Below are 24,531 nucleotides of genomic sequence, written 5' to 3' on the forward strand. Positions count from 1 at the left end.
CCCGGTAGAGCCAGCCACCCGCGGTGGGCGCTGCCGGTGAACGTCGCGGGTCAGTAATCGATGGTCCCGATCAGGCCAATGATCCGGTCGATGGTGGCCGGATCGGTCTCCTCCGGCATGGCCCCCGTCCCGGTGAGCGAGGCGTTGAAGTAGATCCCGTCGCCGAGCAGCATCACCAGGTGGACCATGTCCTCATGTCCGACCGCGTCCATGAGCACGTCAAACCACTGGGTCCGGCACCTGGCGAGTAGTTCGTTGGCCTCCGGATAGGATCCCTGCGCCAGCCGGGTGACAGCCATGTTGCACCTTTCCAACGAGCTCTCGACGTCGAGGGAGCTTTTCACGTAGTAGGTGGCCGCTTGCCCGGGATCGGCCCGCATCACCTCGAGGTCCGCCTCCACCAACGCCTGCAGCCGCTCGAACAGCGCGGACGCCAGTTCGTCCTTGGACTTGAAGTGGTAGGTGAGACCGCCTTTGGAGACTCCGGCCCGCTGCGCGATGGCGTCGAGCGTGGCGCTGCGTTCGCCGTCGGACACCAGAATGTCCTGGTAGGCGTCAATCAGGCGGTGAACAGTGCTCGGAGCGTGACCCATGGGCTCGATTCTAGGGCCTTCCAAAAAAACCGACTAGTCGGTATAGTGACTTGCGTTACAGGGTTACCGGCCAACGACGCCGGCCCACCGGACATCGGAGGCGCACCATGAGTCACGCAACAGTTGGGAAGGACGCCCCCGGCGCGCCGTCGGGCGAGGGAAAGGGACTTGCCACCGGCACGCTCGGCGTCTGGGGCTCGGTGGTGATCGGCCTGGCGTCGACGGCCCCGGTGTATTCGCTGGCGGCCTCGCTTGGTTTCGTGGTCCTTGCGGTCGGGGCTCAGGCCCCCATCGCCTTCATCCTCGCGTTCATCCCTATGCTGTTCATCGCCTTCGCCTACCGCGAGCTCAACCGGGAAATCCCTGATTGCGGCACGTCTTTCACCTGGGCCACCAAGGCTTTTGGCCCCTGGGTCGGCTGGATGGCTGGCTGGGGAGTGGCTGTTGCCGGGATCATCGTTCTGGCCAATCTCGCCCAGATCGCCGGGATCTACCTGTGGCTGCTGATCGGCGACGGGTCCCTCGCTGACAACACCCTTCTCGTGACCGCGACCGGAGTCTTCTTCATCGCCTCGATGACGTACGTCAGCTACCGCGGCGTTGAAATCGGCGCGAAGCTGCAGAACGTACTCCTGGGCATCCAGTACCTGGCATTGGGTTTGTTCGTGGTGTTCGCTCTGATCGGCATCGCCAACGGCACGGCCGAAAACGCCACCGCGCCCTCGCTGGACTGGTTCAACCCGTTCGCCTTCGAAAGCGTTGAAGGGTTCACCGAGGCGGTGCTGCTCGCCCTGTTCATCTACTGGGGCTGGGACGCCTGCCTGGCCCTGAACGAGGAAACCCGCGATGCCCGCCGGATCCCCGGCCGGGCTGCACTGATCTCCACGGTACTGCTCCTCATCACCTACGTGGGGGTAACCGTCGCTGCGATGATGTACGCCGGGGTGGGCGAGGAGGGATCCGGGCTCGGGAACGAGGTCAACGCCGAGGACGTGTTCTTCGCCCTCAAGGACGCAGTGCTGGGCCCTGCCGCCTGGTTGCTGGTGGTGGCCGTACTCGTCTCAGCGGTTTCCTCCACGCAGACCACCATCCTGCCCACCGCCCGGGGCACCCTGTCCATGGCCGTCTACCGGGCACTCCCGCACCGGTTCAGCACCGTGCACCACCGCTTCAAGACCCCCTCCTTCTCCACCCTGGTGATGGGGGTGGCCGCGATCGGGTTCTACGTGGTGATGACCCTGGTCAGCGAGAATATCCTGGCGGACTCGATCCTGTCCCTGGGACTCGCCATCGCGTTCTACTACGCCATCACCGGGTATGCCTGCGTCTGGTACTTCCGCCGGGAGCTTTTCAACTCACGGCACAACTTCTTCTTCCGGTTCCTGCTTCCCCTGCTGGGTGCGCTGATGCTCACCGCCGCCTTCATCAAGTCGGCAATCGACATGGCCGACGTCGACTACGGGTACAGCGTGCTGCTCGGCGTCGGCGGCACCTTCGTGGTGGGCATCGGCTCCCTCGCCCTGGGGCTGGTACTGATGATTCTCTGGCGGACCCGCTCCGGGTCACTGCCCTTCTTCCGGGGGAAGAGCCTAAACGCCGACACCCCCGTGCTCGTCCCCGATTCCCCCGATACCTACCGACGCTCAGTTGATGGAGGCTTGGCCTAATGCGCATTCTCATTGTTGGTGCCGGAGGTGTTGGATCCGCCGCTGCGCGGATCGCCGTCCGGCGCTCGTTCTTCGACCTGCTGGTGGTGGCCGACTACGACCCCGCCCGGCCACAGGCCCTGGTGGATGCACTCGATGATGACCGGCTGGTGGCCACGCAGGTGGATGCGTCGTCGGCCGAGGCGGTTGCCGCCGTCGTGAAGGAACACCGGATCACCCACGTCCTCAACGCCGTCGACCCCCGGTTTGTGATGCCCATCTTCAACGGCTGCTTCGCGGCGGGCGCCACCTACCTGGATATGGCGATGAGCCTGTCCGTCAGGCACCCGGAGGAGCCATTCGCCAAGACCGGGGTGATGCTCGGCGACGAGCAGTTCGCGCTGGCACAGGAGTGGGAGGACGCCGGTCGGCTGGCCCTGGTGGGCATGGGCGTGGAGCCGGGCCTGTCCGATGTCTTCGCCCGCTACGCGGAGGACGAGCTGTTCACCTCGATCGACGAGCTGGGGGTGCGCGACGGCGCCAACCTCGTCGTGGCGGGGGCCGACGGCGAACCGGCCTTCGCTCCGTCGTTCTCCATCTGGACCACCATCGAGGAGTGCCTGAACCCGCCGGTCGTCTTTGAGCGCGAGACCGGCTGGTACACCACCGAACCGTTCAGCGACCCCGAGGTCTTCCGGTTCCCCGAAGGGATCGGCGAAGTAGAGTGCGTAAACGTGGAACACGAGGAGGTCATCCTGATGCCGCGCTGGACCAAGGCGCGCAAGGTCACGTTCAAGTACGGCCTCGGCGACGAGTTCATCGACGTGCTCAAAACCCTTCACAAGCTGGGTCTGGACTCCACCGAGCCTCTGACGGTGAAGGGGGTATCGGTGTCACCCCGCGACGTCGTTGCGGCGGCCCTCCCCGATCCCGCCTCCCTGGGCGAGAGGATGACGGGGAAGACCTGCGCCGGACTGTACGTGACGGGTACCGGCAAGGACGGGAAACCCCGCGCCGTGTATCTGTACCACGTGGTGGATAACGAGTGGTCGATGGCCGAGTACGCGTCACAAGCGGTGGTGTGGCAGACCGCGGTGAACCCCGTGATCGCGCTGGAGCTGCTGGCGAACGGAACCTGGCAGGGTACCGGCGTCCTCGGACCGGAGGCATTCGACTCCCGGCCGTTCCTGGACCTGCTGGCTGCAGACACGCCGGTCGGGTACGGGTCCCCCTGGGGGCTGGAGGAACGCTAGCCCTCTTTCAGGTCGACCCTGTCCAGAGAAACGGCCCCAGACAGGGTCCGCATCAACCCGCCGCCCCCCAGAAACGGCCCTCAGCGCAAGATCCGCCGGTTGCTAGCGGCAATCCTTGCCCTGAGGGCCGTTTCTGGCTGCACCAGGTGCTCACGACCGGTGAACATGGTGTTCCCGCAGGGTAAGGAAACTGCCGGTGAACGGTAGGCGAATTGCTCAACTACACCCACCTCGCGCACTCCCGCAGCCACACCACTTTTCCCGCACGCAAGGGGACACACATAGGATGTCCACCATGACTGAACTGCCTGTAGCCCTGATCACCGGCGCCTCGCGGGGCATCGGCCTCGCCATCGCCCGCGAGCTCGCGCCTACCCACCATCTGCTCCTCGGCGGTCGCGACGCCGATGCCCTGCAGAACCTGGCCCGCGAGTTCCCCTCCGCCGAGCCGTTCGCCGCCGAACTCACCGAGCTCACCCCCGACGCTGTCGAAGGCATCACCAGCCTCGATGTGCTCGTCCACTCAGCGGGCGTGCTGCAGATGGGACAGGTGGCCGATCTGACCCCCGAGCAGTGGCGGAAGAGTTTCGAGGTCAACGTGTTCGCTGTGGCGAACCTGACCCGGCTGCTGCTTCCCGCGCTACGGGCCGCCAAGGGCCAGGTCATCGCGATCAACTCGGGTTCCGGATATGCCTCCGGCGACGGCTCCGCCCTGTACAGCGGCACGAAGTTCGCGTTGCGCGCCCTCACCGATGCCCTCCGGCAGGAGGAACGCGGCAACGGGGTGCGGGTCAGCTCCATCCATCCCGGCCGGGTGGCCACTGACATGCAGCAGGAACTGCACACCTTCGAGGGCAAGCCCTACCGGCCCGAGGAATGGATCCAGCCCGACCAGGTGGCCAAGGCCGTCCGTCTCGCGGTTGACGCGTCCCGGGACTCCACCATCGAGTCACTGAATATCCGCCCCTCCGGGATGGTCTGACCCCGCCCTGCGGAAAGCTGGTTGACGCGTGACTAGCCGCGCCGGATTACCCGGGGCTTACCGAACTGCGTCTGCACCCCCGGCGAGTACAGCACCGATTCGGGTGGCCCGGTGACGGTGATCCCGGCGGCGCTGACCAGCCCGTCGTCGAGATAGTCGATGGTCGCCGGGTGCAGGGGCCAGGGCGCGTGGGTGTTCGGGATGAAGAGCGTCCTCCCCGCCAGCTGGGAGTGCAGGCCAAACCGCGCGGTCACGTTGATCGTCAGCGGATCGTTGGCGATCACCGCCCGGTTCGGCCGGACCGCGAACGACGACGACGCCCCGCCCCGGAACCGCCGCACCGTGTAGCCGGCACGGCCCTGGTCGGTCACCGGTGCGCACCGGGACCAGACGTACGGGATGCCGGCCGCCCGGGCCACCAAGACCACGGCCAACCGGGATGCGTCGAGGGTGAGAAACACGACCCCGCGGGTCCCATCGGGTTCCCGGGAGTACAACCGGACGTTGATTTCGCTGAAGGACCCGAAATAGGGAACGGGCATCCCGGAGCCGATCCCCGCACCGACCATCCGAAACCCGATCAGCCCCACCCACGCGTCGCCGTCGAACACGTCGGGTTCGGTCCCGGGCAGCATGAAGCCTGCGGCTGTCTCCACCGGGATCCGCCAGTGCAAGAAGACGGCGTCCAGCCACGCCTGATCCATGATGGGCCAACTGACCAGGGGCGGGGCCGCCGGCCAGGCGATTGCGTCAGACATTGGAGTCCTCCCTGAAGAATTTCGGTTTCATTCGGTTGTCGATCTGCAGCGCGGCGAAGCCGAATCCCACGAACATGGCTCCGATGAACACACAGTTGATCAGCACTTCCAGCGGGTCGATGATCCTCAGGTCGACAAAGGGGTACGGGTACCAGGTGACCGCCGCCCCGCGCAGGAGCGTGTAGACCAGCCAGACCCCCGGGAAAACCAGCGAGAGCCAGACCGCCTGGATGGTGAAGCACGGCCGGGGGCCGAACAAGAGCCACCCGAGCACCGTCAGGATCGGCACCACATAGTGAAGCAGGGTGTCGGAGAGCCGGCCCAGGCCCACCAGTGCCTGCACCTCCGGGAGACGCCGCAACAGCGTGAAGGCGATCAGCCCGGTGACCGAGATATTGACGACGGCGTTCAGCCGCAGCACCCGCCACAGCGTTGACGAACGGCCGGACGGGTGGAGGGCGAGGTCCGCGTTGATCACGAGGACCAGGATATTGCTGAGGATGGTGAAGTAGCTGAAGAAGTTCCACCAGGACATGGCGGGCCCGAGTACCGAGTAGTTTTCCCCGTTGATCAGGGCGACAACCTGGGCGCCGAGGCCCACCAAACCGATCAACGCGACGACGCCGTGCCAACCCCTTGCTGCCAACCCCATCGGTACCCTCCTGCACTGGCGGACAATTCTTCACTGATCGTATGCCCAGTAGGCTGTCCCAGTGAACGAAGAGACACTTTGGGCGGCAGAAAACCGCGAGCACCCCGGCCACTCCACCCGGTACATCCAGCGCTTCGAGGTGATGCGCGCGGAGGGCCGGGACCTGCATGGTGAGGCGCGGGTTCTCGACGCGATGGCCGCCCGCGGCAGCCAGATCCTCGACGCTGGCTGCGGCACCGGCCGGGTCGGCGGGGAACTGGCCCGGCGGGGCCATCAGGTCACCGGCGTCGACGCGGACGCCGAGCTGATCGCCGCCGCGCAGCGCGATCACCCTCAATCCCAATGGCAGGTCGCGGACCTGAGCACGCTCGCGCTCCGGCGGACCTTTGACCTGATCGTCTGCACTGGAAATGTGTTGCCGTTCCTGGCACCCGGCACCGCTCCGGACGTGCTGCGCCGGCTGCACGCTCACCTGGTTCCGGACGGCCGGCTGGTCGTGGGGTTTGGCAGCGATCGCGGGTATTCAGCGGAGAGTCTTTTCGCCGATGCGGCCGCTGCGGGCCTGGCATCCAGCGCACAGTTTTCCACCTGGGAGCTCCGGCCGTGGGAGCCGTCGTCGTCGTTCCTGGTCTCGATCCTCACGCGCACGAGATAGGCACCATTGCTTCCGGCGCCCCTGACGACGACTGCCGACGTCACCCCTTAAACGACAAACAGCACCCGGCGAGAGCCATGAAGGCTGCTCTCCGGGTGCCGTCAGGCAGCACTGGATTGCCCAGCGCCGGTGTGACCCGTGCTGGATCAGGCGCGGCTGATGCCAGCCCGAGCCATCGCGTCGGTGTAGGCGGCCTGCATTTCCTGACGCCACACCTCCTGCTTCGCCGGAGAGCCCGCAAACGCGCGGTCTCCCGTGGAACGCACCTTGTACACCTTGAAACCGCGGCGCTGGATGGCCCGGTTTTCCAGTTGCGTGAGGCGGCGCGCCACCTTGTGCGCATCGGTGCCGTGAGCCACCAGGGCTGAGGCACGCGAGACACGCTGCAGGAATGCCAACAACGGCTTGACGCCCTCGTCGATCTGCTCGGGGGTGAGCGCCTTCTCCTTCACCTCTGTGACATACCAGGGGTAAACGTTCCAGGGCATCACGAACTTGGGCTGCAGCCCAACGCTCTCGTAAATCTCGGCAGTGCGGATGGCACTCTGATCGTCGTTCTCCGCGGACACAAATCCTGAGGCGAGGTTCGCGCCCGGGTTGGAGAACAGACTCACAATGCGACATTCGTCTAGGTCGTGTGCCGGGTCAATGTAGGGAAGTGAACGGTCCGGCTTCTGCTCGGCCAGGGTGTCACACATCCGGTTGATTTCTTCGATATTCGGGTCGTAACGTCGTTCCCATTGCTGTGCTCGGTAAGCCGGGTCCGCCATGCGTCGTGCCAATTTTGCCTCCTCGCGGACAATGCCTGAAGTGGCTGTAATTTTGTCCGCAGTCTTCCAGCTTACGCGCCCAAGCTGGACGGGGAGTCATCAGGTCTCCTCCGGGAACTAATCTCACACCCGCAGAATCCCCCAACTCCTCCCGACGACGACGGCGTGTCGCGCCAAACACGCCGCATTTCCGCGGGCCGGGACGGTGAAGGTGGGGAAACTTGCCCGGCCTGCACCGAGGGACTGAACCTCGCGGGTATCAGGATGGTGCTGGTGCTGGAGGCCGCCCATGGGAAGTTGCGCGACGAACTGGATGCCGCGGAATAGCGGAAATCCGACCCAGCATCCGGGAGCGCTTTAGGCGCGCCCCTTCAGAATCAGCTTCCAGTAGACGTGGGGAAGGATGCGGCGTTCAAGGACAAAGGTGGCCCGCCGTTCCCGCATGATGCCCTTCCACGGAATGGACGGCTTCGCCCGGTACTGGTCGTCAAACTCGGAGAACACCACCGTGGACCGCGACACCGTGAACGGGCACGCCGAGTAGTTGTTGTACTTCGCACTGACCTTCTTGCCCTTGAGGACTGCCCTCAGGTTCTTGGCCACCACCAGGGTCTGCTCACGGAGCGCGGCACCCGACTTCGAGTTCAGGGTGGCTGCCGCGTCTCCGAGAGACCAGACGGCCGGGTACCTGATGGACCGCAGGGTTTCCGGGTCCACCTCGACGAACCCCGAGGGGTCTCCCAGGGCCGGGAGATCGGTTGATTTGAGCCAGTCAGGAGCCGACTGCGGCGGAACGGCGTGCAGCACATCGTAACTCAGGGTTTCCGTCCCGCCGGCCAGGTTGTCCTGCACTGTGACGGTTCTTCCGGCGGCGTCGACCGCGGTGACCTCGCTGTTGCAACGCAGCTCGATTCCGTACTCGGCGATCTTGCGGTTGAGCTCCTCGTTGGCCACCGCTTCCGCAAAGACCGTGGGGGTGGGAACCACCAGGACCACCCGGATGTCAGCCAGGACTCCCTGCTGGGCCCAATAGTCGCAGCCCAGGTACATGGGCTTCTGGGCGGCGCCCCCGCAGGTCAGGGGACCCGGCGGCAGGTTGAATACCACCGTTCCGCTGCGCAAGGTGCGCAGCAGGTCCCAGGCCTTGGGCGCCAGCTCAATCTCGTAGTTCGAGGCGCCGTACTCCGAGGCCATGGCGTCGGCCAGACCGGGCACCGCGTTCCAGTCCTTCTGAATGCCGGGGCAAACCACCAGCTGGTCGTAGCCAAGCCGGGCGCCGGAGGCCAGCAGAACTGTGTTGTGGGCCGCGTCGACGTCGACCGCGGCGTCCTGCACCCAGGTCACCCCGCGGGGAATCACCGATCTTTGCGGCCTGATGGCCTCAGCAGCCTGGGCGGTTCCGCCGGCAATATGGGAAAACAACGGCTGGTAGAGGTGGTCGGAGCTGGGCTCCAGCACAGCAATGTCCTTGGCACCGTAACGGCGCAACCGTGCTGCGAGGGAGATCCCGGCGTTCCCCCCGCCGATGATGACTATCTGATGGTGGGTCACGGCCGCATCGCTGTCCGCAGCAGCCACCGCTAGGCCGACTTCTCGGTGAGGGCGCTCGCCTTGTGGGCAGCACGGGCCCCTGTTTTACCGGACTCGACGATGTACTGTGGCTCGTCCTCGCTGGCGCGGTGCGTGTTGCCGTCCAGCTGGAAGTCGCTGGTCTTCTTCTCGACAATTTTCCCGTAGGTGGTGCCCTGCGGAGTGTTCCACTCCACGGACGTGCCTTTGCTCAGTGCCACAGTGACTCCTCGGATTGACAGTGTGCTTACCAGCCTACGGGCAATTGCAGCGCCCGACGCCGGTCCGGCTCCGGAAAGCCGGCGGATCCACCTATGAAAAGATAAGGACTACGTGAAACACGCTGTCCTGAACCCAGGAAGCATCAACCTCCAGGACGGCGAAGGGACTTTCATGATGGACCGCGAAGGCACCGCAGTCCGCGGTCGCCGCCGGGAAGCACCGGCCACCCCGCCGCGGGAGGGGTACCGCCCGGAGGTGCAGGGTCTTCGCGCGCTTGCCGTTCTGATGGTGGTGACCTATCACATCTGGTTTGACCGGGTCTCGGGCGGCGTCGATATCTTCCTGCTCATCTCAGCGTTCCTGATGACCCTGACGTTCGTCCGGAGGTCAGAGCGGGGAACCCCTTTCGCCCTCCTGCGGCACTGGGTGCACCTGTTCAAGAGACTGTTGCCCGCCGTCGCCGTCGTCTTGATCGCCACGCTGGTCGCTTCACTGCTGTTCCTGCCGCGGGCGCGCTGGTCCATGGTGCTCGACCAGTCGTGGGCCTCGCTCTTCTACTTCCAGAACTGGCTGCTCGCCGCCGAGTCAGTCGACTACTACGCGGACACCAGCGTGGCCAGCCCCCTCCAGCACTTCTGGTCCCTCTCCATCCAGGGACAGGTGTTCGTGTTGTGGCCGCTCCTGTTCCTGGCGGCGAGCCTGATCGCCCGGAGAGTCAACGCGAGGTTCCAGAGCGTCGCGGCAGTGATCTTCGGTGCGATCTTCGTCGTGTCCCTCAGTTTCTCCATTTACCAGACGAATACCAATCAGTCCTTCGCCTACTTCGACACCCGCGCCAGGCTGTGGGAATTTGCGTTGGGGACGCTGCTCGCCCTGGTCCTGCCGCGGGTCAACCTTCCCAAGACCATCGCCGTCGCGGCCGGCTGGATTGGGCTGGCTGGCATGCTCAGCGTCGGTTACGTGCTCGACGTCGAAGGCGAGTTCCCAGGTTTTGTTGCCCTCTGGCCGCTTCTGTCCGCAGCCCTCATCATCGCCGCAGGGCAGACGGGAAGCCGTCTCGGGGCGGACCGCTTCCTGTCGTGGGGGCCGCTGGTCAAAATGGGCGACCTGTCCTATGCGCTCTACCTCTGGCATTGGCCAATCCTTGTCATCTACCTGGTGTACCGGGGGCGAGAGACGGTCGGACCCCTCGGGGGGCTTGCCATCATCGGCCTGTCCCTGGCCCTTGCCTACCTCACCACACGCTTCGTCGAGCGGCCGCTTCGCAGCCAAAAGAGGGTTGAGGCGAGCAAGGTGCGGAGCCTGGCGGTGATCGCGGTCTGCATCACGCTGATCTCCGCCTCGGTGGCGAGTGTTCAACTGGTCATGAAGACCCAGGCCCAGGCCCTCGTGAGCCAGGCTCAAACCGAGAATCCCGGCGCCTACTCCCTGCTGCCCGGCTTCGTCGACCAGTCCACGGGCGATTCGCCGCCGCTGCCGGATCTGGGGAGCCTGGACGCCGAGTGGGGTGTTCTCGGCGAAAAGTGCGAAGGCGAGCATGTCCCGGTAGGAAACGACAGAGCTGTCCGCGGGTGTTCCTTCACCCCGGCGGACGGCGAACCGGTGAAAGAGATTCTGGTGATCGGTGATTCCCACGCCGAACAGTGGCTGGAACCGATCGAGCTGATGGCCCAGCGGAACAACTATCAGGTGACGGCTTTGCTGCTCGGCGGGTGCAGTTACGGCACCGAGAGCGACGCACGCAACGAGGTTTGCAATACGTTCAACGACGCCGCCACGGAGTACGCGCTGCGAATGAAACCCGACGCCGTGTTCACCATGGCGACCATTTCCACCAAGGACACCACTGAGGAGCGGTCCGTGGCGGGGATCGGTGAGGCCAGTGCGGTTCTGGGCGATGCGGGCATCCCGGTGATCGGAATGCGGGATAACCCCAGGTTTGAAGTGAACATGATCTCCTGCATCGAAGAGCACGGGCAGGATGCCGCCGAGTGCACCTTTCCGGTCGGCGAGAAACTCGCCGCAACAGCGCCGGTGCCGTCAGCTCAGGAAACCGGCGGGGCACTCCGGCTGATGGATCTCACCGACCTGATCTGCCCCGAAGGGGTCTGCACCCCGGTGGTGGGCAACGTCTATGTCTACCTGGACGACAACCATCTCACCATCACCTACACGGCCACCACGCTCCCCGAGTTTGAGGAACGCTTCCACGCGGCTCTGGGCTGAGACTGACAGGCGGTCGGCTGAGACTGGCCCGCTCTGAGCTGAGACTCGGTGGGGCGGCCGGCGGCACTTCTGTCCGGGCACACGAAGAGGGACAGGGCCGATGGCCCTGTCCCTCCAGACCGGATGGGTTACCCCGTCCGGATCATGCGGTGTTGGCAGCGAACCGCCCAGAGACCTGCTTAGCGGCGCTTGGTGAGCCCGGTCAACAGGTTCGCGGGGCGCTGCTGTTCGCCCTGCTGCGCACCGAGCACGATGACCGCGCCGCTGACAACGGGAAGTGCCCACTGAACGATCTTGAGCTGCTTCTGCGCTGCAGCCAGTTCAGGCGAGCTCGATGGGCCTGGTTCGGTTGCACCCTTCGCGCCCTCATCCGCCAGTTCCCCGACCTTCTTGCCGAGGATCCCGGCATACAGTGACAAGCCCATTCCCGCGACCGTGATGACCGACTTGACGACGGTGTTGGCCAGCGCACCGTTCTGGCCGGCGACCCGGCCCTTGTTGCCCAGGATCAGGCCGACGCCGCCAACGGCGTGTGCGCCGAAAGCTGCAGCCTGAACGGGAGTCCATTTGGCCCACCCAATGGTTGCCAGGCGGGTCCGTTCCTTCGGATCCTTCGCCTCGGCTGCTGCACCGTTCAGTCCGACGGCACCCATCAGAGATCCGCCGAACCATGCGGCAGCACTCAAATCGTGAACGGATCGTGCCAGTAGATTTCCAGCCATAGTGATCACTCCTTCAACTAGGTACTGCGTCAAGATATCTGCAGAATCGGGATAACTGCAGAAAGTATCCGCTAAGCATACTTACTATTGGCCCGCAATGCACATGATGACCCCACGGGGTGTTCGCAGTGCCCCTCCGGCCACGGTCGAAATAGACTTTCCCCATGAGCCGCACCCCGCGCGCCACCCCGGCAACCGCCGCCCTGGATGCCGCTGGCATTCCCTTTACTGTCCGCACCTATGCCCCCGACCCGAGGGCTGAGAGCTACGGCACCGAGGCCGCAGCGGCGCTGGGCGTAGCAGCGCCGCGTGTTTTCAAGACGCTGATGGTGGACGTGGACGGCACCCTGACTGTCGCCGTCGTCCCGGTCTCCGGCACGCTGAACCTGAAGGCACTCGCGGCTGCCCGCGGAGGCAAGAAGGCGGTGCTGGCCGCTGGCGACGTGGCCGAGCGGCGCACCGGCTACGTGCTGGGCGGAATCTCACCCCTGGGGCAACGACAGCAAAGCCCGGTGGTCGTGGACGCGTCGGCGCTCCAGTTCGACACCGTCCTGGTGTCCGGCGGGCGGCGGGGACTGGAAATCGAGCTGGCGCCCGCGGACCTCATCCGGGCCAGTGGGGCGATGGTGGCGCGGATATCCGCTGATTAGTGTTCAGCATCAGATCCAGCCTTCGGTCCATGCCCGCTGAGCGGCTTCCCGACCGTTCTTCACGCCCAACCGGAGAATGGCATTGGAGATGTAGTTCCGGACAGTGCCGATGGCGAGGCAGGTTTCCGCTGCGATCATTTGCGCGCTTTTGCCCTGGTGAAGCAACCGGAGCATATCCAGTTCCCGTTCGGTCAGTGGGCAGGGCATGGCAGTCATCGCGAGGGCCGCGATCTCGGGATCCACGTACCGGACTCCGGCATGGACGTCTCGAAGAATCGAAGCGAGCTTCTCTGATGAGGTGCTTTTGGAGATGAACCCGCTGGCACCCATCTGGAACGCCCGTTTAAGGACGGCCGGCCGGCTGTGCCGAGTCACGATCACCACCCGGATGCCGGCCTCACTGAGATGACCAGCGGCCGCTATTCCGTCCATTACCGGCATTTCCAGGTCGAGCACCGCGATGTCGGGGCGCAGCTCCTGCCCCAGGTCCACAGCTTCGCGCCCGTTGGTGGCCCGGCCGACCACTGTGAAGCCGTCCTGGAGGTCCAGGATCTGCGATAGGGCGGACAGGAGCAGGGACTCGTCGTCGGCCACGAGGATTCGGATGGTCATGGGGTTCGCCTGCCTTTGGTTGTGGCATTGGTCAGCTCGAGCCGCCAGCCGCCGTCGTGCTGCCCGAACCAGAGCGCAAAGCCGGCCTTTCGGGCCCGGTCGGCGAGCTGCTCCAGTCCAAACCCGCGCTGATCAGTGATTTTGTCGTGCGGGGCACGCTCGGGTCCGGGATCCTCGAAGATACAGGTGATCGATTCACCGCTCCTGACTACCCGCAAGATCGCCGAGGTAGCGAGGGAATGGCGCAGCAGGTTGGTGGTGGATTCGCGGACAAAGTAGCTGGCGTGGTGCGCGAACTCACCGGTCAGCTCGTGCACCGGCCCCACAATGGTCAGGGTCATACCGGCGGCAGCCAGGACATCGACGGCGTTGGACACCTCGGTTTCGATACTGACCTTGCGGTAGCCGTGGGCGATGGCCCGGGTGTCTTTCAGCGCCGTCGAAGCCAGCGCATGAATCTGATCCTGGCAGGCACGCACTTCGGCCAGCGAGTCGGCGCCGTGAACGTCAAGCATGTTCCGTGCCAGGTCGGCCTGGATGGCGATGGCCTGCAGCTGATGGCCCTGAATGTCGTGAAGGTCCCCGGCGAACCTCAGCCGTTCCTGCGCCACCGCCAGTTCAACCGAGACCCCTTTGGCTTCATCCAAATCCACCAGGACCCGCTGCCACCACACCTGCCCCACCTGCACCGTGAATGCAACCACCACAACCCCTGCCGCGAGCAACGCCGCTGAGGGCCAGGTGCCGGACTGAAACTGCTCGGCAGAAAGTCCGGCAGTGGTTGTAATCGAGACACCGGCCAGCACAGAAATGATCCGGGCGTGCAATCCGACGTGGAAGCCTGCCTCGGTGTGCACCTGTACCAGGACGGCGTTGGCGGCCGTCACCGACGCCGGTAACGCCCACAACCAGACCGGGCCGCCGCGGAGTCCACCGGCACTGAGCAGGGCAATCCCGGCGAGGAAAAATAGGCCGGTGACCGGCAGGGAGGTCAGCTGCCGCGGCAACCAGTAGCAGGACCAGCCGCGGGACGGCAGGTGGCCGTGGTGGGCGAGGATGGCGCTTTGCTGAATCAGTACTGCGGCCAGGAGCAGAAGGTGGATCAAGGATTCCGGCCGGTCGAAAGGAACATCGAAGAGGCCCTGGAACGCACTGATGATGGTCAGGGCCATCAGGGACACCCAGGTGTAGGTCTGCAGCGCCTGCAGCCGGGCAGCCGGCGCACCAACAGCCCTTGTCTCCTGCGGGATGCTGTCGGTGGCGGGCACCACTGAAGCATATCTTCCCTGACCCATCTGTTAGCGGACCGGGTCGCGTCGCCGGTGAACCACGAAGACCGCCGCTGCCAGCGCCACCGTATAACCCACCATCAGCGCCGCAGCCTTGGCTACGTCCAGGTCGTCGAGCCCGTTCCGAATGACACCGAGCGAGTAGCCGGGAAAGGCCTGGTGGACAACTTCAGGCACGGTGAGTATGCCCAACACCAGCGGCTCCACCAGAAGGATCCATCCGAACACCACCCCCACAGCCAGTGCGGCGCTCCGTGTCAGCACCGCAATCGTCGTCCCGACGACGGCGAGCACAGTGGTGGTGGCGACAGCTCCCGCCACCGCAAGCAGGCCGTGGTTGTCAGTCCACCAGGGTGCAGGAGGCGGGCCAGCCATCACCTGAAGAGTAGCCACCTTGGCTACCACCGCCAGCAAACCGACCACAAAGGCGACTATCGCTGAGCTGATCAGCTGTGCTGCGAGGACTGTGCCACGGTGCGGTGACTGCAGATAGCTCCACGTCACCGACCGATCGCGGTAGCTGTTGCCCCACACTGAGGCAAACAAGCCGAGGAGGATGAGACCCGTCAGCGGATCGACGAGCACCTCGCCCTGACCCCAGGCGGTCTCAAGGTCAATCCCGGTCTCGGCACCAGCGGTACTGACCAGCATCCCGGTCAGCAGGGCGGCGAACCCCACGGCTGACGCTGCGGCGATCAGCGTGGTTGAGGAGTAACGGAATTGCAGCAGATCTGCACCCACGAATCTCAGCAACGTTTTCATCGAACTTCCTCCGGCAAAGTAGCGTGTAGGGCGCGGTCGGCGGGCCGCGGATCGGTCAGTGAGAAAAAGAAATCCTCCAGCCGCTGATGCGGGCGAAGCAGGTCACCGGTTGCGCCCGCTGCGAGCACCTCACCCTGGGCGATGACCACGACGTCGTCAACAAGCTGTTCCGCTTCGTTGAGCTGGTGGCTGGAGATGAGGACTGCCCCGCCGTTATCGGCGTGGGCTCGGAGGAAAGTGCGGAGCCAGCGGATGCCCTGCGGATCGAGCCCGTTGATCGGCTCGTCAAGAATCAGGAGTTCGGGGTCGCCCAGGATGGCCATAGCAACCCGAAGCCGCTGCGTCATCCCGTAGGAGAAGCTACGTATCCGTTTCGACACTCCCCCCAGGCCGACGGTTTCCATTACTTCCGGAACCCTGGTCACTGGTGCACCGATCCGGATGGCTGCAATACGCAGCGCCTGCGGTGCGGTCAGCTCCCCCCGGAACCCTGCCTGGTCCATGCAGGCGCCCACAGTGAACCAGGGGTCCACCAGGTCGCTGTGCTGCTTCCCATAAATGTGTGCATGCCCGGACGTGGGTGTAGTCAACCCCAGTAGCGCTTTCAGGGTAGTGGTCTTGCCGCTACCGTTGGGGCCGAGCAGACCGGTGATGCGCCCATGGACGACGTCGAAACTGACGCTGGTGAGGGCAACGTGCTGGGGGTACTGCTTGGACAAGTCGCGGCAGCTGACAGCGGTTTTCATGATTATCCTTCCTTCGGTCCTTGGAAACTCAGTTGCGGTATTGTCTGCACAGTGGGGCGAGGTTCCGGCGTGGGTGCTCTACCGGCACGGTGCCGACTGCGGAGTTGTGTGCGGAGCTTCGTGCGGAACACCCGGAACCGGGCGTACCCGCGGCGCCATTCCTGATCGGTGAACAACAGCAAATCGGTCGCGATCATGAACGCACTAAATACGAGGAGGCCCATCAGGAAGCCGATCCCCAGATGCATCCCGGCAAGAAGGACGAACACCAGGTGGCGGCTGTGCTTGTTCAGCAGTGTGAAGGGAAAGGCCACCTGGGTGATGATTGCCAAATAGGTGGCAACGGTGATCACGAGAGGCGAGTAGGCGAGCAAGGCGGTGATTTCGGGCCACGGGTTATATTCGGCAACACGGGTGATGTAGTAGACAGCTGTTCCCTCAAACCACATGCTGCCCTGGACTTTGTAGAGCCCCGAGGCGAGATAAAGCACGCAGAGCTGGCCGATGCAGGCCACCAGGGCCGCGTTATGGATCAGCACGCCCACCATGGCTCCGGCGTCGGCTGGCGCGGTTTTCGGCTGGACCGCCTGCTGGTTTGCCTGCTGGATCGCCTTCTTGCGGTCGCGCCGCGCGTCCAGGGAAAAGTAGGCGCTGAGCTTGGCGAACACCAGGTACACCAAGATGATCCTCATCAGGTTGTCGCCGCCGTTGGTGAGGTAGGGGTTGCGTTCGTGGAGCACCCACACCAGCGCTAGTAGGGCCGGGGTGACCCAACGGGTCCGCCAACCCAGGACAAACAGGACTGCGGTGCCCATCAGTGCGAAGAAGACCAGGTCGGACATCCAGGCCTCGGAGGACAGCATGAACGGCGAGAATCCCAGCGCGGTGTCGCGGGCCATGTGGGCAGTGGTATACCAGGCGCCGGGCCCCCACAGGGAGTCCCGGACGGGAAGGTGGATGAACAGATCGACCAGGATCACCAGTCCGTAGGCAATCCGGACGACAGACAGTCCAATCAGGCCATAGGCAGTGGTGGATGCGGCCGCCAGCACGTCACCGTAGTCCCGTCGTCCTCGGGCCCCACTGGTCCCGGCTGGTGTCGTTGTCTGGGTGCTCATGGTTGTGGCTCTCCCGATACTGGCTGCCACTCGGTCGTGGCATGGAGGATCCCGCCTACTCCACGGTTGAACCGGTCGGAGTACCTGAGGAATTCGTGAGTGACCAGGCGCATCTGTACCTCCTGGACTTGGCCCTGCTGTGGTGGCAGGGAATGCACGGCGGCGTCCCGAAGATCGCCCAGTGCTGACAGATAGGCCGATTTGTCGGTGTCTGACGCCTGGTCCAGTTCCTTGGAGCTAAGGCTGAACGGGGCAGCTTCGCGTTGCTCTGCTGGAAGTGAATCGATCACTGATTCCCGCGCGTCGAGATATTTGTGGATGACGCCTGAGACGGTGTAATTGGTGCGCTGGGGCAGAAGGTTGTGATGCCGCTGGTGCAGGTGTGGGGTGGTGCAGGTGTGGGGTGGTGATGTCTACGAAGTCGGTCTCGGCGGGACCCGTCCCGCCGATGAGCCTGGCCCGTACCAGCAGACCCTGGTCGTGGGCGATCGGGTCGGGCGCAAACAGTTGCCAGTTCTGCACGAACAGTGGCTGTACCCACGCGTTGACCACTCGTTCCTGCTCGACCTTGAGCGGATTGACCGGCGTCACGTGAAGAATGGTGAAAGTGAAGTGAGCGGCGAGCGCCAGCCCCAGTCCGCCGGCTGTGAGCTTCACCGAGTTCGGAACGTACGAACGAATTTTCATGTCTCCCCCAGGTTGAGCGGTAGAACGGCCCGGGCGTCGTCATCGCGCGGCCGGGGCCGTTCTACCTCGGTAATGCGTCAGTCGAGCATGGATTCAGCGAGGACCGTGTCCTGGGTGTCCCAGATGCCGATCACCTTCTTGGCGGCCCAACCGGCCACCACCTTCCCGGCACCCGCTGCTGCCCCCGACACGAACGCTGTGGCAACGACAGCCGGGATGGCAGCCGGTGCCGCGGTGTCCTCGCGGGTCACATCCTGAGCGGCGATCGAGAATACTTCAGACGCCACCAGCTGGTGCTGCGCCGTTGCCGGTGCAACGGGTGCAGCCTGCGCTGGTGCTGCAGCCCCGAAGGCCAAAAGAACAGCTGCGGCAACGGGAACGGCAGTGATTTTCTTGAGGTTCATTTCATCTCCAATATGTGAGGTGTGAGCAGATTATTTGGATGCGGAACAACTTTGGCCGCCCTCTGAGAGGCGGTACCGGTTCTTGGCAACCCAGAGGTAGATCCAGCGAGCAATTTCCCGTGACGGCTGTTCCAGGATGAGACGTCCGAGAAGCCGGACATCCCTCTTTGAGGAGCCGCGCAGCACCTCACCGAAAGCCAGGTGGCCTTCGAATTTTCCCTTCCCCCCAGTCACCAGAATCGCCTGCGATTCCGTGTCCAGTTCAGTGAGGCCCACCGAGGCAAGATCGAACTGCTGCCACGAAGAGAACCTGACTGCTGGATCTGCGCGTTCCTTGAGCCAGGCAACGGCCTTGGCGCAGAATCCGCAGTCCCCGTCAAACAAAAAGATGGCTTGGTGTGTCTGCATTTCGGGTCCTCGTCTCGGTGTTTTTCTCTGACACATTGATCCTGCTGCACCGACGAAGGAAGGATCAGTGGCATCCGCTCATTACTTCATGTGAGAAAAGCTCATACTCCGGCCGGCAGCTCAGACAAGGAAACAGAACACCAGGGCGGCGCACATGACCGCCACCAGATACGGCGCTAGGTATGGAATAGATCCGTAGTCACTACAGTTGACGTAGTTACTACCGCAATGGAAGTACACGACCGAAGGGAGCGCACGATGAATGATCCAGTCATCCCTGCCCATCAGGCGGAGGCCGACGGCGGGGCGTGCCCCTCGTTCGTCGCCGCCATGGACGTCATCGGCAGACGCTGGAGCGGCATCATCATCGAGGCGATCGGCAAAGGGAACACCGGTTTCGCCGACGTCAGCCGCTTTGTCCCCCAGATCGGCGACACCATGCTGGCCAAACGCCTCCGTGAGCTCGAAACAGACGGCCTCATCCAGCGTGAAGTGATCGATGGGCGCCCCATCAGGGTGCGCTACTCGCTCACCGTCGCCGGGCTGGCGCTGCTGCCCATCCTCCGGGACATCACCTCGTGGGGACACGCCTATTCGGTGACCGAGCAGGCCACAGCACTCACAGCACGCGCGGCGCCCACAGACCACAACCTCAGCAAGGGACGATAAACGACTATGGCTTTCGAACTTGGCATCCTCACCTTTGGTGAGCTGACCACCGATCTCACCACCGGACGCATGCCCTCCCCCCAGGAGCGGATGGCGCAAACCATCGAACAGGCCCGGGTGGCGGATGAGGTGGGCCTCGACGTCTTCGGCGTGGGCGAGCACCACCGGTCGGACTTCGTCGCCTCCGCCCCCCCACATGGTGCTCGCGGCCGCCGCCATGGCCACGAAGAACATCCAGCTCACCAGTGGCGTCACGATGCTCAGCTCCTAGGATCCGGCCCGGGTGTTTCAGAACTTCGCCACGCTGGACCTGCTCTCCGGTGGCCGGGCGGAGATCATCGCCGGCCGCGGCTCCTACACCGAGTCCTTCCCCCTGTTCGGCTACGACCTGGCCGACTACTCCGACCTGTTCCGGGAAAAGCTGGACCTGCTCCTGGCCATCCGTGCCCAGAACCCCGTCTCCTGGCAGGGGACGCTGCGAGCGCCCCTGATCGACGCTGATATCGCGCCGCGACCGGTCAGCGAACTCCCCATCTGGGTGGGCGTTGGCGGGACACCCGCCTCGGCGGTCCGCACCGGACAGCTGGGATTGCCGCTGGCACTCGCCCTGCTCCTCGGGCCCATCACCCAGTTTGAACGTCCGGTGGACTTTTTTACCGCTAGGCCTACGCAGCTGCCGGGCACGACCCCTTCACCCAGCGGATCAGGTTCAACGCGCACGGCATGGTCGGCAAGACCAGCCAAAACGCCCGCGACGACTTCTACCCCTACTTCACCCGCGGGCTGGGTGAGAACTACCACCAGCGCGGCGCCAGCTTCAACATGCCGCGGAACGCTTTCGAGGCCCAGGCTTCGCCAGCCGGTGGCCTGCTGGTGGGCAGCCCCCAGGAGATCATCGACAAACCGCTGACCTATCACGACCTCTACGGCGTCTCCCGTGCGGTGTTCCAGATGGGCTTCGGCGGGGTACCCCTGCGGACCCACCTTGAGGCCATCGAACGCCTGGGCTCCGAGGTGGCACCGGTCATCCGCGCCGAAATCGCCTCATGGGAATCGGTCAACGCGTGAGCAGGCCGCTGCGCGTCGTCGTCGTCAATGGCAGCCCCACCGAACGGTCCAAAACGATGGGCCTGGTCCGGCTGATCACCGATTCGCTGGCGCAGAAGCTGGAGATTGAGGTCCATCAGACCAACGTCTACCAGCTGGGACCGTCCTTCACCGGGGCCACGTCCCGGGAGGACCTGGACGCGTCGGACGAGGAGGAGTTCGCGGCCGTGGAGTCCGCTGACCTGCTCATCGCCGCCACCCCCGTGTACCGGGGTTCCTTCGCGGGCATGTTCAAGCACTTCTTTGACCTGGTGGGCCAGTACGCGCTGACCAACAAGCCAGTGATCCTGGTCGCCACGGGAGGCAGCGACCGCCACGCCCTGGTGATCGAACACGCGCTGCGGCCACTCTTCGGGTTCTTCCAGGCGGCGACCACCCCGTGGGCTTCTACGCGAACTCAGGCGATTTCGACGGCGACATGGTGCTCAACGCCGAGGTGTACAGCCGGATCGAGGTGAGGCTGGGCGACATCATCGATAGCCTCCGGATCCTCGCCACGGTGCGGTGAGCACAGTGGACATTCGATCGGGAATTTCCCTATCGAATGTCCACTGTGACCCCCTCGGCCCGGATTCCTCACCGGAATGGGGTCCGCTGATCCGCCCCCGGGGTATTCGGCTAGAGTTATACAGGTGAAGAATGGCCTGCGGACCCCCGGTGTAGCGTGATCGACGACGCCGAGACGGACTCCAGGAGGCCCATCACCGCCCCCGCTTTTGTGCTTGCACAGCTGCGTCGCGCCATCATCGCCGGTGAACTCCTTCCCGGACAGGCACTCCGGCAGGACGCTCTCGCCGAACGCTTCGGAGTCAGCCGTGTCCCACTCCGCGAAGCCTTCAAGGTGCTGGAGGGCGAAGGCCAGGTGGTGTACGCCCCGCACCGCGGCTACAAGGTTGCCACCCTCTCGCTCACCGACCTCCTCGAGGTGTACCGCATCCGGGAGATCCTCGAGGCCGAGGCCGTCCGGGTGTCGATCAGGAGGTCCGACGACGGCGTCGTCGGCAGGCTGCGCGCTGCAGCACTGGAGGTGGAGACGGCGAGCGCGTCCGGTGACCTGCTGGCCATGACCGAGGCCAACCGCCGGTTCCACTTCCTGATGGTGACCGCGGCCCGGATGCCGCGCCTCGAGAAGCTGATCCAGGTGCTGTGGGACGCCACTGAAACGTACCGGTTTGTCTACTACGGTGACGAAGTCAACCGGCACCGGGTGGAAGATGAACACCGCCGCATCATCGACGCATTCGCCGCCCGCGATGCCGAGCAGGTCATCACCCTCCTCAACGAACACCGCGACCACGCGGTCGATGCGCTCAGGACCTTCCTGAACGCCAGGTGACCCACCTCACGTAATATTTGTGACCGGCGTTACACTTTGTGAATTAATTGGATACAGTATCCAAATGATCTGGTCACCGCCGAGCAAATCTCTACTGCCTTCCCCCTTGTTGCCCCGGGTACCCAAGTGGTGTGCGCCGCAGCCCGGGGAGAACGTTGGCGGGGATGACCTTCATGAGTGACTGGCTCGGCCTGGACGGTCAGCGGGTCCTGGTTGCCGGTGCCGGCGGAATCGGCAGCGCAGTGGCCGAAGCCTTCGCCGACGCAGGGGCACGCGTGCTGGTCGCAGACGTCAACCCGACTGGCCTGGCGGCCCTGGACCCGCGGGTGCAGGCGCTCGAGATCGACCTGTCATCCACCGCCGGGTGCGAGGACGCCGTCGCCCGCGCCGCCGCCGAACTCGGCGGCCTCGACGTGCTGATGCACGCGGTAGGCGTCAACCACCGGGTCCCCATCCTCGACACCACCGACGATGACTGGGACCGCATGATCACCGTCAATCTCACCAGCGCCTTCCGCCTGGGCCGGGCTGCCGGGAAGCTGATGGTGGCCGCCGGGTACGGCCGCCAGGTGTATTGCTCCTCGGTGTCGAGTCTCCTCGCCCACCCGGACCACGGCCCCTACGCCGCCAGCAAGGGCGGGCTGAACCAGCTGATCCGCGTGATGGCCCGCGAATGGGCATCTTCCGGGGTAACCGTGAACGCCGTCGCCCCCGGCTATGTGGAGACCGACCTGACCCGCGGACACCTGGACAAGCCGGGCGTCCGCGAGCACTACACCTCCCTGGTCCCGGCGGGGCGGCTGGGCTCGACCGGCGACCTCACCGGCCCGGCCCTGTTCCTCGCCTCCCGTCAGGCGGCGTTCGTCACCGGTCATGTGCTCTACGTCGATGGTGGGCGGACCCTTGTCTAACCAACCGGAGGTTGAGCTGCAGACCGAGACCCCTCAGACCGGGGCCCGGCCGGCTGATTCGCTGCCGGCCGAGAAGGCGCACGGCGGCCGCTTCCCGCTGCTGGCTCCCGACGCCCTCGACGACGATCAATTGGCCCTCTACAACACCATCGCCGGCCCGCCCCGGGCGGGCGGTCCGTTCCTGGTGGTCGACGACGACGGCCACCTCGCCGGTCCCTTCAACGCCCTGCTCTACGCACCGCAGATCGGCCACGCCGTCCAGGCGCTGGGCGCGGCACTGCGGTTCGGCGGGGAACTATCCAACCGGACCCGCGAATTGGTGATCTGCGCGGTCGCCGCCGAGCGCGCCTCGACCTACGAGTGGTACGCCCACAGCCGGGTCGCCCTCACCGTCGGCATCACGCCCGACGAGCTGGAAAGCCTGCGCGGCGGGTTTGTCCCCGCGGGCCTGCCCGACGACGAACGCTCGGCCCTGACCTTCACCGCAGCCCTGCTGAACGGCCGGACCGTCTCCGCCAAAGACCACGCCGCCGCCCTCACCCAGCACGGCCACTCGGGCGTTACCGAGCTGTCCGTCCTGGTGGGCTACTACCGGGCGCTGTCCGGCCTGCTCGCGGCGGGCGCCGTCGAGGCACCCGTTGCCAGCGCGCCACCTGCAAACACGCCGGTAACCCCGGCACCGGACAGCCCACCGGCAGACACCGAGTCCACCCCCACTAGCCAACCTCATTTACTCACCACCACCACTAAGGGAGAACACCCATGACAACCTCACCTCTGCACCGTCGCAGGGTACGGCTTGCCGCAGCCGCACTGACCATCCCCGCGCTATTCCTGTCCGCCTGCGGAAGCCCCGATACCAGCGGCGGCGGAAGCGGCGGCGGTGACGCCAGTGGCGGCGCCGACGGCGGCACCCTCTCCATCGCCACAGGCGGCACGGGCGGCGTCTATTACCCCCTCGGCGGCGGTTTCGCCACCATGATCCGCGACAACATCGAGGGCTACGACGCCACCGTCCAGGAGACCAACGCCTCCGTGGACAACATGCTCCTGATCGAGAACGGTGCAGCCCAGCTGGCCTTCGCCGTTGGCGACGTCGTCTCCGACGCCGTCGAGGGTGTCAACGACTTCGACGGCAACGCCATCGAGATCTGCTCACTCGGCAACACCTACAACAACTTCATGCAGGCCGTCACCGTTGACGGCACCGGCATCGAGGGTGTCGCCGACATGGAAGGCAAGGTCGTCTCGGTCGGCGCTCCCGGGTCCGCCACCGAGGTTGCCGCCCTGCGTATCCTCGAAGCCGCCGGTATCGACCCCGAGTCGGGTTTTGAACGCCGCCAGCTCGGGGCCGCTGAGACCGTCGCCGCCCTGCGCGACGGCACCATCGACGCGGGCTTCTGGTCCGGCGGTCTACCCACCGGCGCGCTGATCGACCTCGCCAGCGACGGCGACATGAGCCTCCTCAACATCGGTGAGTATGCCGAGCAGCTCGCCACCGAATACGGCGAGTACTACGTAGAGGAAGAGATCCCCGCCGACACCTACGAGGGCCAGACCGAAGCGGTCTCCGCCATCGCGTCGCCGAACATCCTCGTCGCCAGCCCCACCATGGACGAGGAGCTGCAGTACAACATCACCGCGGCGATCTTCGACAACGTTGAAGCCCTGACCCAGGTGCACCCCGCCGCCGTAGAACTGGATGCCGCCACCGCCGGCGACATCGCCTACGTCGACACCTGCCCCGGCGCCCAGAGGTACTTCGACGAAAATGCAGGCTAACC

The 24,531-nt window shown here is 65.0% G+C and carries 30 protein-coding genes and 1 pseudogene; 16 read left to right on the forward strand and 15 right to left on the reverse strand.

The features are described from left to right. Window positions 1-50 precede the first annotated feature (50 nt). Window positions 51-593, reverse strand: coding sequence for a TetR/AcrR family transcriptional regulator (locus IWX64_RS02440; RefSeq protein ID WP_196865519.1), 543 nt, complete (start codon window positions 591-593; stop codon window positions 51-53). Window positions 594-700: 107 nt separating this feature from the next. Here IWX64_RS02440 and IWX64_RS02445 point away from each other — a divergent pair, with 107 nt between their 5' ends. From IWX64_RS02445 to IWX64_RS02455, 3 genes are all read left to right on the forward strand, one after another. After that, window positions 701-2,260 carry an APC family permease gene (locus IWX64_RS02445; RefSeq protein WP_196865520.1) on the forward strand — a complete coding sequence of 520 codons (1,560 nt, stop codon included), beginning with the start codon at window positions 701-703 and terminating at the stop codon, window positions 2,258-2,260. Then, window positions 2,260-3,492, forward strand: coding sequence for a saccharopine dehydrogenase family protein (locus IWX64_RS02450; protein ID WP_196865521.1), 1,233 nt, complete (start codon window positions 2,260-2,262; stop codon window positions 3,490-3,492). The genes IWX64_RS02445 and IWX64_RS02450 overlap by 1 nt, the downstream gene beginning before the upstream one ends. Before the next feature lie 295 nt (window positions 3,493-3,787). Continuing rightward, window positions 3,788-4,474: an SDR family oxidoreductase gene (locus tag IWX64_RS02455; protein ID WP_196865522.1), complete on the forward strand. Its 687-nt coding sequence runs from the start codon at window positions 3,788-3,790 to the stop codon at window positions 4,472-4,474. A 32-nt stretch (window positions 4,475-4,506) separates the two neighbouring features. Here IWX64_RS02455 and IWX64_RS02460 read toward each other — a convergent pair whose 3' ends face one another. Further along, window positions 4,507-5,232: a YqjF family protein gene (locus tag IWX64_RS02460; protein WP_196865523.1), complete on the reverse strand. Its 726-nt coding sequence runs from the start codon at window positions 5,230-5,232 to the stop codon at window positions 4,507-4,509. Further along, on the reverse strand, window positions 5,225-5,884 hold the full coding sequence (locus tag IWX64_RS02465) for a Pr6Pr family membrane protein (RefSeq protein ID WP_196865524.1): 660 nt from the start codon (window positions 5,882-5,884) through the stop codon (window positions 5,225-5,227). The genes IWX64_RS02460 and IWX64_RS02465 overlap by 8 nt, the downstream gene beginning before the upstream one ends. Window positions 5,885-5,945: 61 nt before the next feature. On the opposite strand from IWX64_RS02465, the gene IWX64_RS02470 reads away from it, so the two are divergent. Continuing rightward, the gene (locus IWX64_RS02470) at window positions 5,946-6,539 is read left to right on the forward strand and encodes a class I SAM-dependent methyltransferase (protein ID WP_334683123.1); all 594 of its coding nucleotides are present in this window, start codon (window positions 5,946-5,948) and stop codon (window positions 6,537-6,539) included. A gap of 146 nt (window positions 6,540-6,685) precedes the next feature. On the opposite strand, the gene IWX64_RS02475 is transcribed toward IWX64_RS02470, so the two are convergent. Beyond that, entirely contained in the window at window positions 6,686-7,321 is a 636-nt protein-coding gene (locus IWX64_RS02475; protein WP_245345542.1) for a uracil-DNA glycosylase, read from the reverse strand. Between the two features lie 153 nt (window positions 7,322-7,474). Here IWX64_RS02475 and IWX64_RS02480 point away from each other — a divergent pair, with 153 nt between their 5' ends. Next, window positions 7,475-7,636 carry a hypothetical protein gene (locus tag IWX64_RS02480; protein ID WP_196865525.1) on the forward strand — a complete coding sequence of 54 codons (162 nt, stop codon included), beginning with the start codon at window positions 7,475-7,477 and terminating at the stop codon, window positions 7,634-7,636. Window positions 7,637-7,666: 30 nt separating this feature from the next. On the opposite strand, the gene IWX64_RS02485 is transcribed toward IWX64_RS02480, so the two are convergent. Both IWX64_RS02485 and IWX64_RS02490 read right to left on the reverse strand, forming a co-directional pair. Next, window positions 7,667-8,860: an NAD(P)/FAD-dependent oxidoreductase gene (locus tag IWX64_RS02485; protein ID WP_312883919.1), complete on the reverse strand. Its 1,194-nt coding sequence runs from the start codon at window positions 8,858-8,860 to the stop codon at window positions 7,667-7,669. Window positions 8,861-8,889: 29 nt separating this feature from the next. After that, window positions 8,890-9,099 carry a DUF2945 domain-containing protein gene (locus IWX64_RS02490; RefSeq protein ID WP_196865527.1) on the reverse strand — a complete coding sequence of 70 codons (210 nt, stop codon included), beginning with the start codon at window positions 9,097-9,099 and terminating at the stop codon, window positions 8,890-8,892. A gap of 112 nt (window positions 9,100-9,211) precedes the next feature. Between IWX64_RS02490 and IWX64_RS02495 the strand changes: the two genes are divergently transcribed. Next, window positions 9,212-11,326: an acyltransferase family protein gene (locus tag IWX64_RS02495; protein WP_312883918.1), complete on the forward strand. Its 2,115-nt coding sequence runs from the start codon at window positions 9,212-9,214 to the stop codon at window positions 11,324-11,326. Window positions 11,327-11,505: 179 nt separating this feature from the next. On the opposite strand, the gene IWX64_RS02500 is transcribed toward IWX64_RS02495, so the two are convergent. Then, on the reverse strand, window positions 11,506-12,048 hold the full coding sequence (locus IWX64_RS02500) for a hypothetical protein (RefSeq protein ID WP_196865528.1): 543 nt from the start codon (window positions 12,046-12,048) through the stop codon (window positions 11,506-11,508). A gap of 164 nt (window positions 12,049-12,212) precedes the next feature. Here IWX64_RS02500 and ybaK point away from each other — a divergent pair, with 164 nt between their 5' ends. Next, window positions 12,213-12,698 (forward strand): Cys-tRNA(Pro) deacylase, encoded by a 486-nt coding sequence (gene ybaK, locus IWX64_RS02505; RefSeq protein ID WP_196865529.1) that lies wholly within the window; start codon window positions 12,213-12,215, stop codon window positions 12,696-12,698. A gap of 9 nt (window positions 12,699-12,707) precedes the next feature. On the opposite strand, the gene IWX64_RS02510 is transcribed toward ybaK, so the two are convergent. From IWX64_RS02510 to IWX64_RS02530, 5 genes are read right to left on the reverse strand one after another with little or no spacing between them, the layout of a single operon-like run. Then, complete coding sequence (locus IWX64_RS02510; RefSeq protein WP_196865530.1) at window positions 12,708-13,310, reverse strand: response regulator transcription factor; 603 nt, start codon at window positions 13,308-13,310, stop codon at window positions 12,708-12,710. Then, on the reverse strand, window positions 13,307-14,578 hold the full coding sequence (locus IWX64_RS02515) for a sensor histidine kinase (protein ID WP_196865531.1): 1,272 nt from the start codon (window positions 14,576-14,578) through the stop codon (window positions 13,307-13,309). The genes IWX64_RS02510 and IWX64_RS02515 overlap by 4 nt, the downstream gene beginning before the upstream one ends. 30 nt (window positions 14,579-14,608) lie before the next feature. Next, the gene (locus IWX64_RS02520) at window positions 14,609-15,361 is read right to left on the reverse strand and encodes a hypothetical protein (RefSeq protein WP_196865532.1); all 753 of its coding nucleotides are present in this window, start codon (window positions 15,359-15,361) and stop codon (window positions 14,609-14,611) included. Then, a complete protein-coding gene (locus tag IWX64_RS02525) occupies window positions 15,358-16,107 on the reverse strand; it encodes an ABC transporter ATP-binding protein (RefSeq protein WP_196865533.1) in 750 nt (249 codons plus the stop codon). The genes IWX64_RS02520 and IWX64_RS02525 overlap by 4 nt, the downstream gene beginning before the upstream one ends. Window positions 16,108-16,109: 2 nt before the next feature. Beyond that, a complete protein-coding gene (locus IWX64_RS02530) occupies window positions 16,110-17,225 on the reverse strand; it encodes an HTTM domain-containing protein (RefSeq protein WP_196865534.1) in 1,116 nt (371 codons plus the stop codon). A 41-nt stretch (window positions 17,226-17,266) separates the two neighbouring features. Between IWX64_RS02530 and IWX64_RS02535 the strand changes: the two genes are divergently transcribed. Continuing rightward, window positions 17,267-17,413: a hypothetical protein gene (locus IWX64_RS02535; protein ID WP_196865535.1), complete on the forward strand. Its 147-nt coding sequence runs from the start codon at window positions 17,267-17,269 to the stop codon at window positions 17,411-17,413. A gap of 49 nt (window positions 17,414-17,462) precedes the next feature. Here IWX64_RS02535 and IWX64_RS02540 read toward each other — a convergent pair whose 3' ends face one another. The 3 genes from IWX64_RS02540 to IWX64_RS02550 form a co-directional block, all read right to left on the reverse strand. Further along, window positions 17,463-17,912 (reverse strand): DUF5819 family protein, encoded by a 450-nt coding sequence (locus IWX64_RS02540; RefSeq protein ID WP_196865536.1) that lies wholly within the window; start codon window positions 17,910-17,912, stop codon window positions 17,463-17,465. A gap of 77 nt (window positions 17,913-17,989) precedes the next feature. Further along, window positions 17,990-18,316 carry a hypothetical protein gene (locus tag IWX64_RS02545; RefSeq protein ID WP_196865537.1) on the reverse strand — a complete coding sequence of 109 codons (327 nt, stop codon included), beginning with the start codon at window positions 18,314-18,316 and terminating at the stop codon, window positions 17,990-17,992. Window positions 18,317-18,346: 30 nt separating this feature from the next. Further along, window positions 18,347-18,724: a thiol-disulfide oxidoreductase DCC family protein gene (locus IWX64_RS02550; RefSeq protein WP_196865538.1), complete on the reverse strand. Its 378-nt coding sequence runs from the start codon at window positions 18,722-18,724 to the stop codon at window positions 18,347-18,349. Window positions 18,725-18,982: 258 nt separating this feature from the next. Between IWX64_RS02550 and IWX64_RS02555 the strand changes: the two genes are divergently transcribed. The 8 genes and pseudogenes from IWX64_RS02555 to IWX64_RS02585 all read left to right on the forward strand — a co-directional run bounded on the left by IWX64_RS02555 (window position 18,983) and on the right by IWX64_RS02585 (window position 24,529). Continuing rightward, window positions 18,983-19,393 (forward strand): winged helix-turn-helix transcriptional regulator, encoded by a 411-nt coding sequence (locus IWX64_RS02555; protein ID WP_196865539.1) that lies wholly within the window; start codon window positions 18,983-18,985, stop codon window positions 19,391-19,393. Window positions 19,394-19,676: 283 nt separating this feature from the next. Next, window positions 19,677-19,982 (forward strand): annotated as a pseudogene (locus tag IWX64_RS16915) (LLM class flavin-dependent oxidoreductase); the annotation flags it as partial. 134 nt (window positions 19,983-20,116) lie between these two features. Continuing rightward, on the forward strand, window positions 20,117-20,461 hold the full coding sequence (locus tag IWX64_RS16920; RefSeq protein WP_245346331.1) for a hypothetical protein: 345 nt from the start codon (window positions 20,117-20,119) through the stop codon (window positions 20,459-20,461). Then, entirely contained in the window at window positions 20,458-20,958 is a 501-nt protein-coding gene (locus tag IWX64_RS02565) for an NAD(P)H-dependent oxidoreductase (RefSeq protein ID WP_312883917.1), read from the forward strand. The genes IWX64_RS16920 and IWX64_RS02565 overlap by 4 nt, the downstream gene beginning before the upstream one ends. A gap of 206 nt (window positions 20,959-21,164) precedes the next feature. Continuing rightward, on the forward strand, window positions 21,165-21,836 hold the full coding sequence (locus tag IWX64_RS02570) for a GntR family transcriptional regulator (protein WP_196865541.1): 672 nt from the start codon (window positions 21,165-21,167) through the stop codon (window positions 21,834-21,836). Window positions 21,837-22,009: 173 nt separating this feature from the next. Then, window positions 22,010-22,747 carry an SDR family NAD(P)-dependent oxidoreductase gene (locus IWX64_RS02575; protein ID WP_196865542.1) on the forward strand — a complete coding sequence of 246 codons (738 nt, stop codon included), beginning with the start codon at window positions 22,010-22,012 and terminating at the stop codon, window positions 22,745-22,747. Continuing rightward, window positions 22,740-23,513 (forward strand): carboxymuconolactone decarboxylase family protein, encoded by a 774-nt coding sequence (locus tag IWX64_RS02580; protein WP_334683124.1) that lies wholly within the window; start codon window positions 22,740-22,742, stop codon window positions 23,511-23,513. Before IWX64_RS02575 ends, IWX64_RS02580 begins: the two co-directional genes overlap by 8 nt. After that, window positions 23,510-24,529 carry a TAXI family TRAP transporter solute-binding subunit gene (locus IWX64_RS02585; protein ID WP_196865544.1) on the forward strand — a complete coding sequence of 340 codons (1,020 nt, stop codon included), beginning with the start codon at window positions 23,510-23,512 and terminating at the stop codon, window positions 24,527-24,529. The genes IWX64_RS02580 and IWX64_RS02585 overlap by 4 nt, the downstream gene beginning before the upstream one ends. Window positions 24,530-24,531 lie beyond the last annotated feature (2 nt).

The sequence above is a fragment of the Arthrobacter sp. CAN_A212 genome (genome assembly GCF_015752345.1).
Taxonomy (GTDB): Bacteria; Actinomycetota; Actinomycetes; order Actinomycetales; family Micrococcaceae; genus Arthrobacter_D.

Coding starts and splice junctions, on each gene's coding strand:
- IWX64_RS02500 (WP_196865528.1), bottom strand. CDS start 12,048: ATGGCTGGAAATCTACTGGCACGATCCGTTCACGATTTGAGTGCTGCC.
- IWX64_RS02510 (WP_196865530.1), bottom strand. CDS start 13,310: ATGACCATCCGAATCCTCGTGGCCGACGACGAGTCCCTGCTCCTGTCC.
- IWX64_RS02455 (WP_196865522.1), top strand. CDS start 3,788: ATGACTGAACTGCCTGTAGCCCTGATCACCGGCGCCTCGCGGGGCATC.
- IWX64_RS02530 (WP_196865534.1), bottom strand. CDS start 17,225: ATGAGCACCCAGACAACGACACCAGCCGGGACCAGTGGGGCCCGAGGA.
- ybaK (WP_196865529.1), top strand. CDS start 12,213: ATGAGCCGCACCCCGCGCGCCACCCCGGCAACCGCCGCCCTGGATGCC.
- IWX64_RS02585 (WP_196865544.1), top strand. CDS start 23,510: ATGACAACCTCACCTCTGCACCGTCGCAGGGTACGGCTTGCCGCAGCC.
- IWX64_RS02550 (WP_196865538.1), bottom strand. CDS start 18,724: ATGCAGACACACCAAGCCATCTTTTTGTTTGACGGGGACTGCGGATTC.
- IWX64_RS16920 (WP_245346331.1), top strand. CDS start 20,117: ATGGTCGGCAAGACCAGCCAAAACGCCCGCGACGACTTCTACCCCTAC.
- IWX64_RS02555 (WP_196865539.1), top strand. CDS start 18,983: ATGAATGATCCAGTCATCCCTGCCCATCAGGCGGAGGCCGACGGCGGG.
- IWX64_RS02525 (WP_196865533.1), bottom strand. CDS start 16,107: ATGAAAACCGCTGTCAGCTGCCGCGACTTGTCCAAGCAGTACCCCCAG.
- IWX64_RS02440 (WP_196865519.1), bottom strand. CDS start 593: ATGGGTCACGCTCCGAGCACTGTTCACCGCCTGATTGACGCCTACCAG.
- IWX64_RS02540 (WP_196865536.1), bottom strand. CDS start 17,912: ATGAAAATTCGTTCGTACGTTCCGAACTCGGTGAAGCTCACAGCCGGC.
- IWX64_RS02535 (WP_196865535.1), top strand. CDS start 17,267: ATGGAGGATCCCGCCTACTCCACGGTTGAACCGGTCGGAGTACCTGAG.
- IWX64_RS02460 (WP_196865523.1), bottom strand. CDS start 5,232: ATGTCTGACGCAATCGCCTGGCCGGCGGCCCCGCCCCTGGTCAGTTGG.
- IWX64_RS02520 (WP_196865532.1), bottom strand. CDS start 15,361: ATGAAAACGTTGCTGAGATTCGTGGGTGCAGATCTGCTGCAATTCCGT.
- IWX64_RS02450 (WP_196865521.1), top strand. CDS start 2,260: ATGCGCATTCTCATTGTTGGTGCCGGAGGTGTTGGATCCGCCGCTGCG.
- IWX64_RS02465 (WP_196865524.1), bottom strand. CDS start 5,884: ATGGGGTTGGCAGCAAGGGGTTGGCACGGCGTCGTCGCGTTGATCGGT.
- IWX64_RS02545 (WP_196865537.1), bottom strand. CDS start 18,316: ATGAACCTCAAGAAAATCACTGCCGTTCCCGTTGCCGCAGCTGTTCTT.
- IWX64_RS02445 (WP_196865520.1), top strand. CDS start 701: ATGAGTCACGCAACAGTTGGGAAGGACGCCCCCGGCGCGCCGTCGGGC.
- IWX64_RS02575 (WP_196865542.1), top strand. CDS start 22,010: ATGAGTGACTGGCTCGGCCTGGACGGTCAGCGGGTCCTGGTTGCCGGT.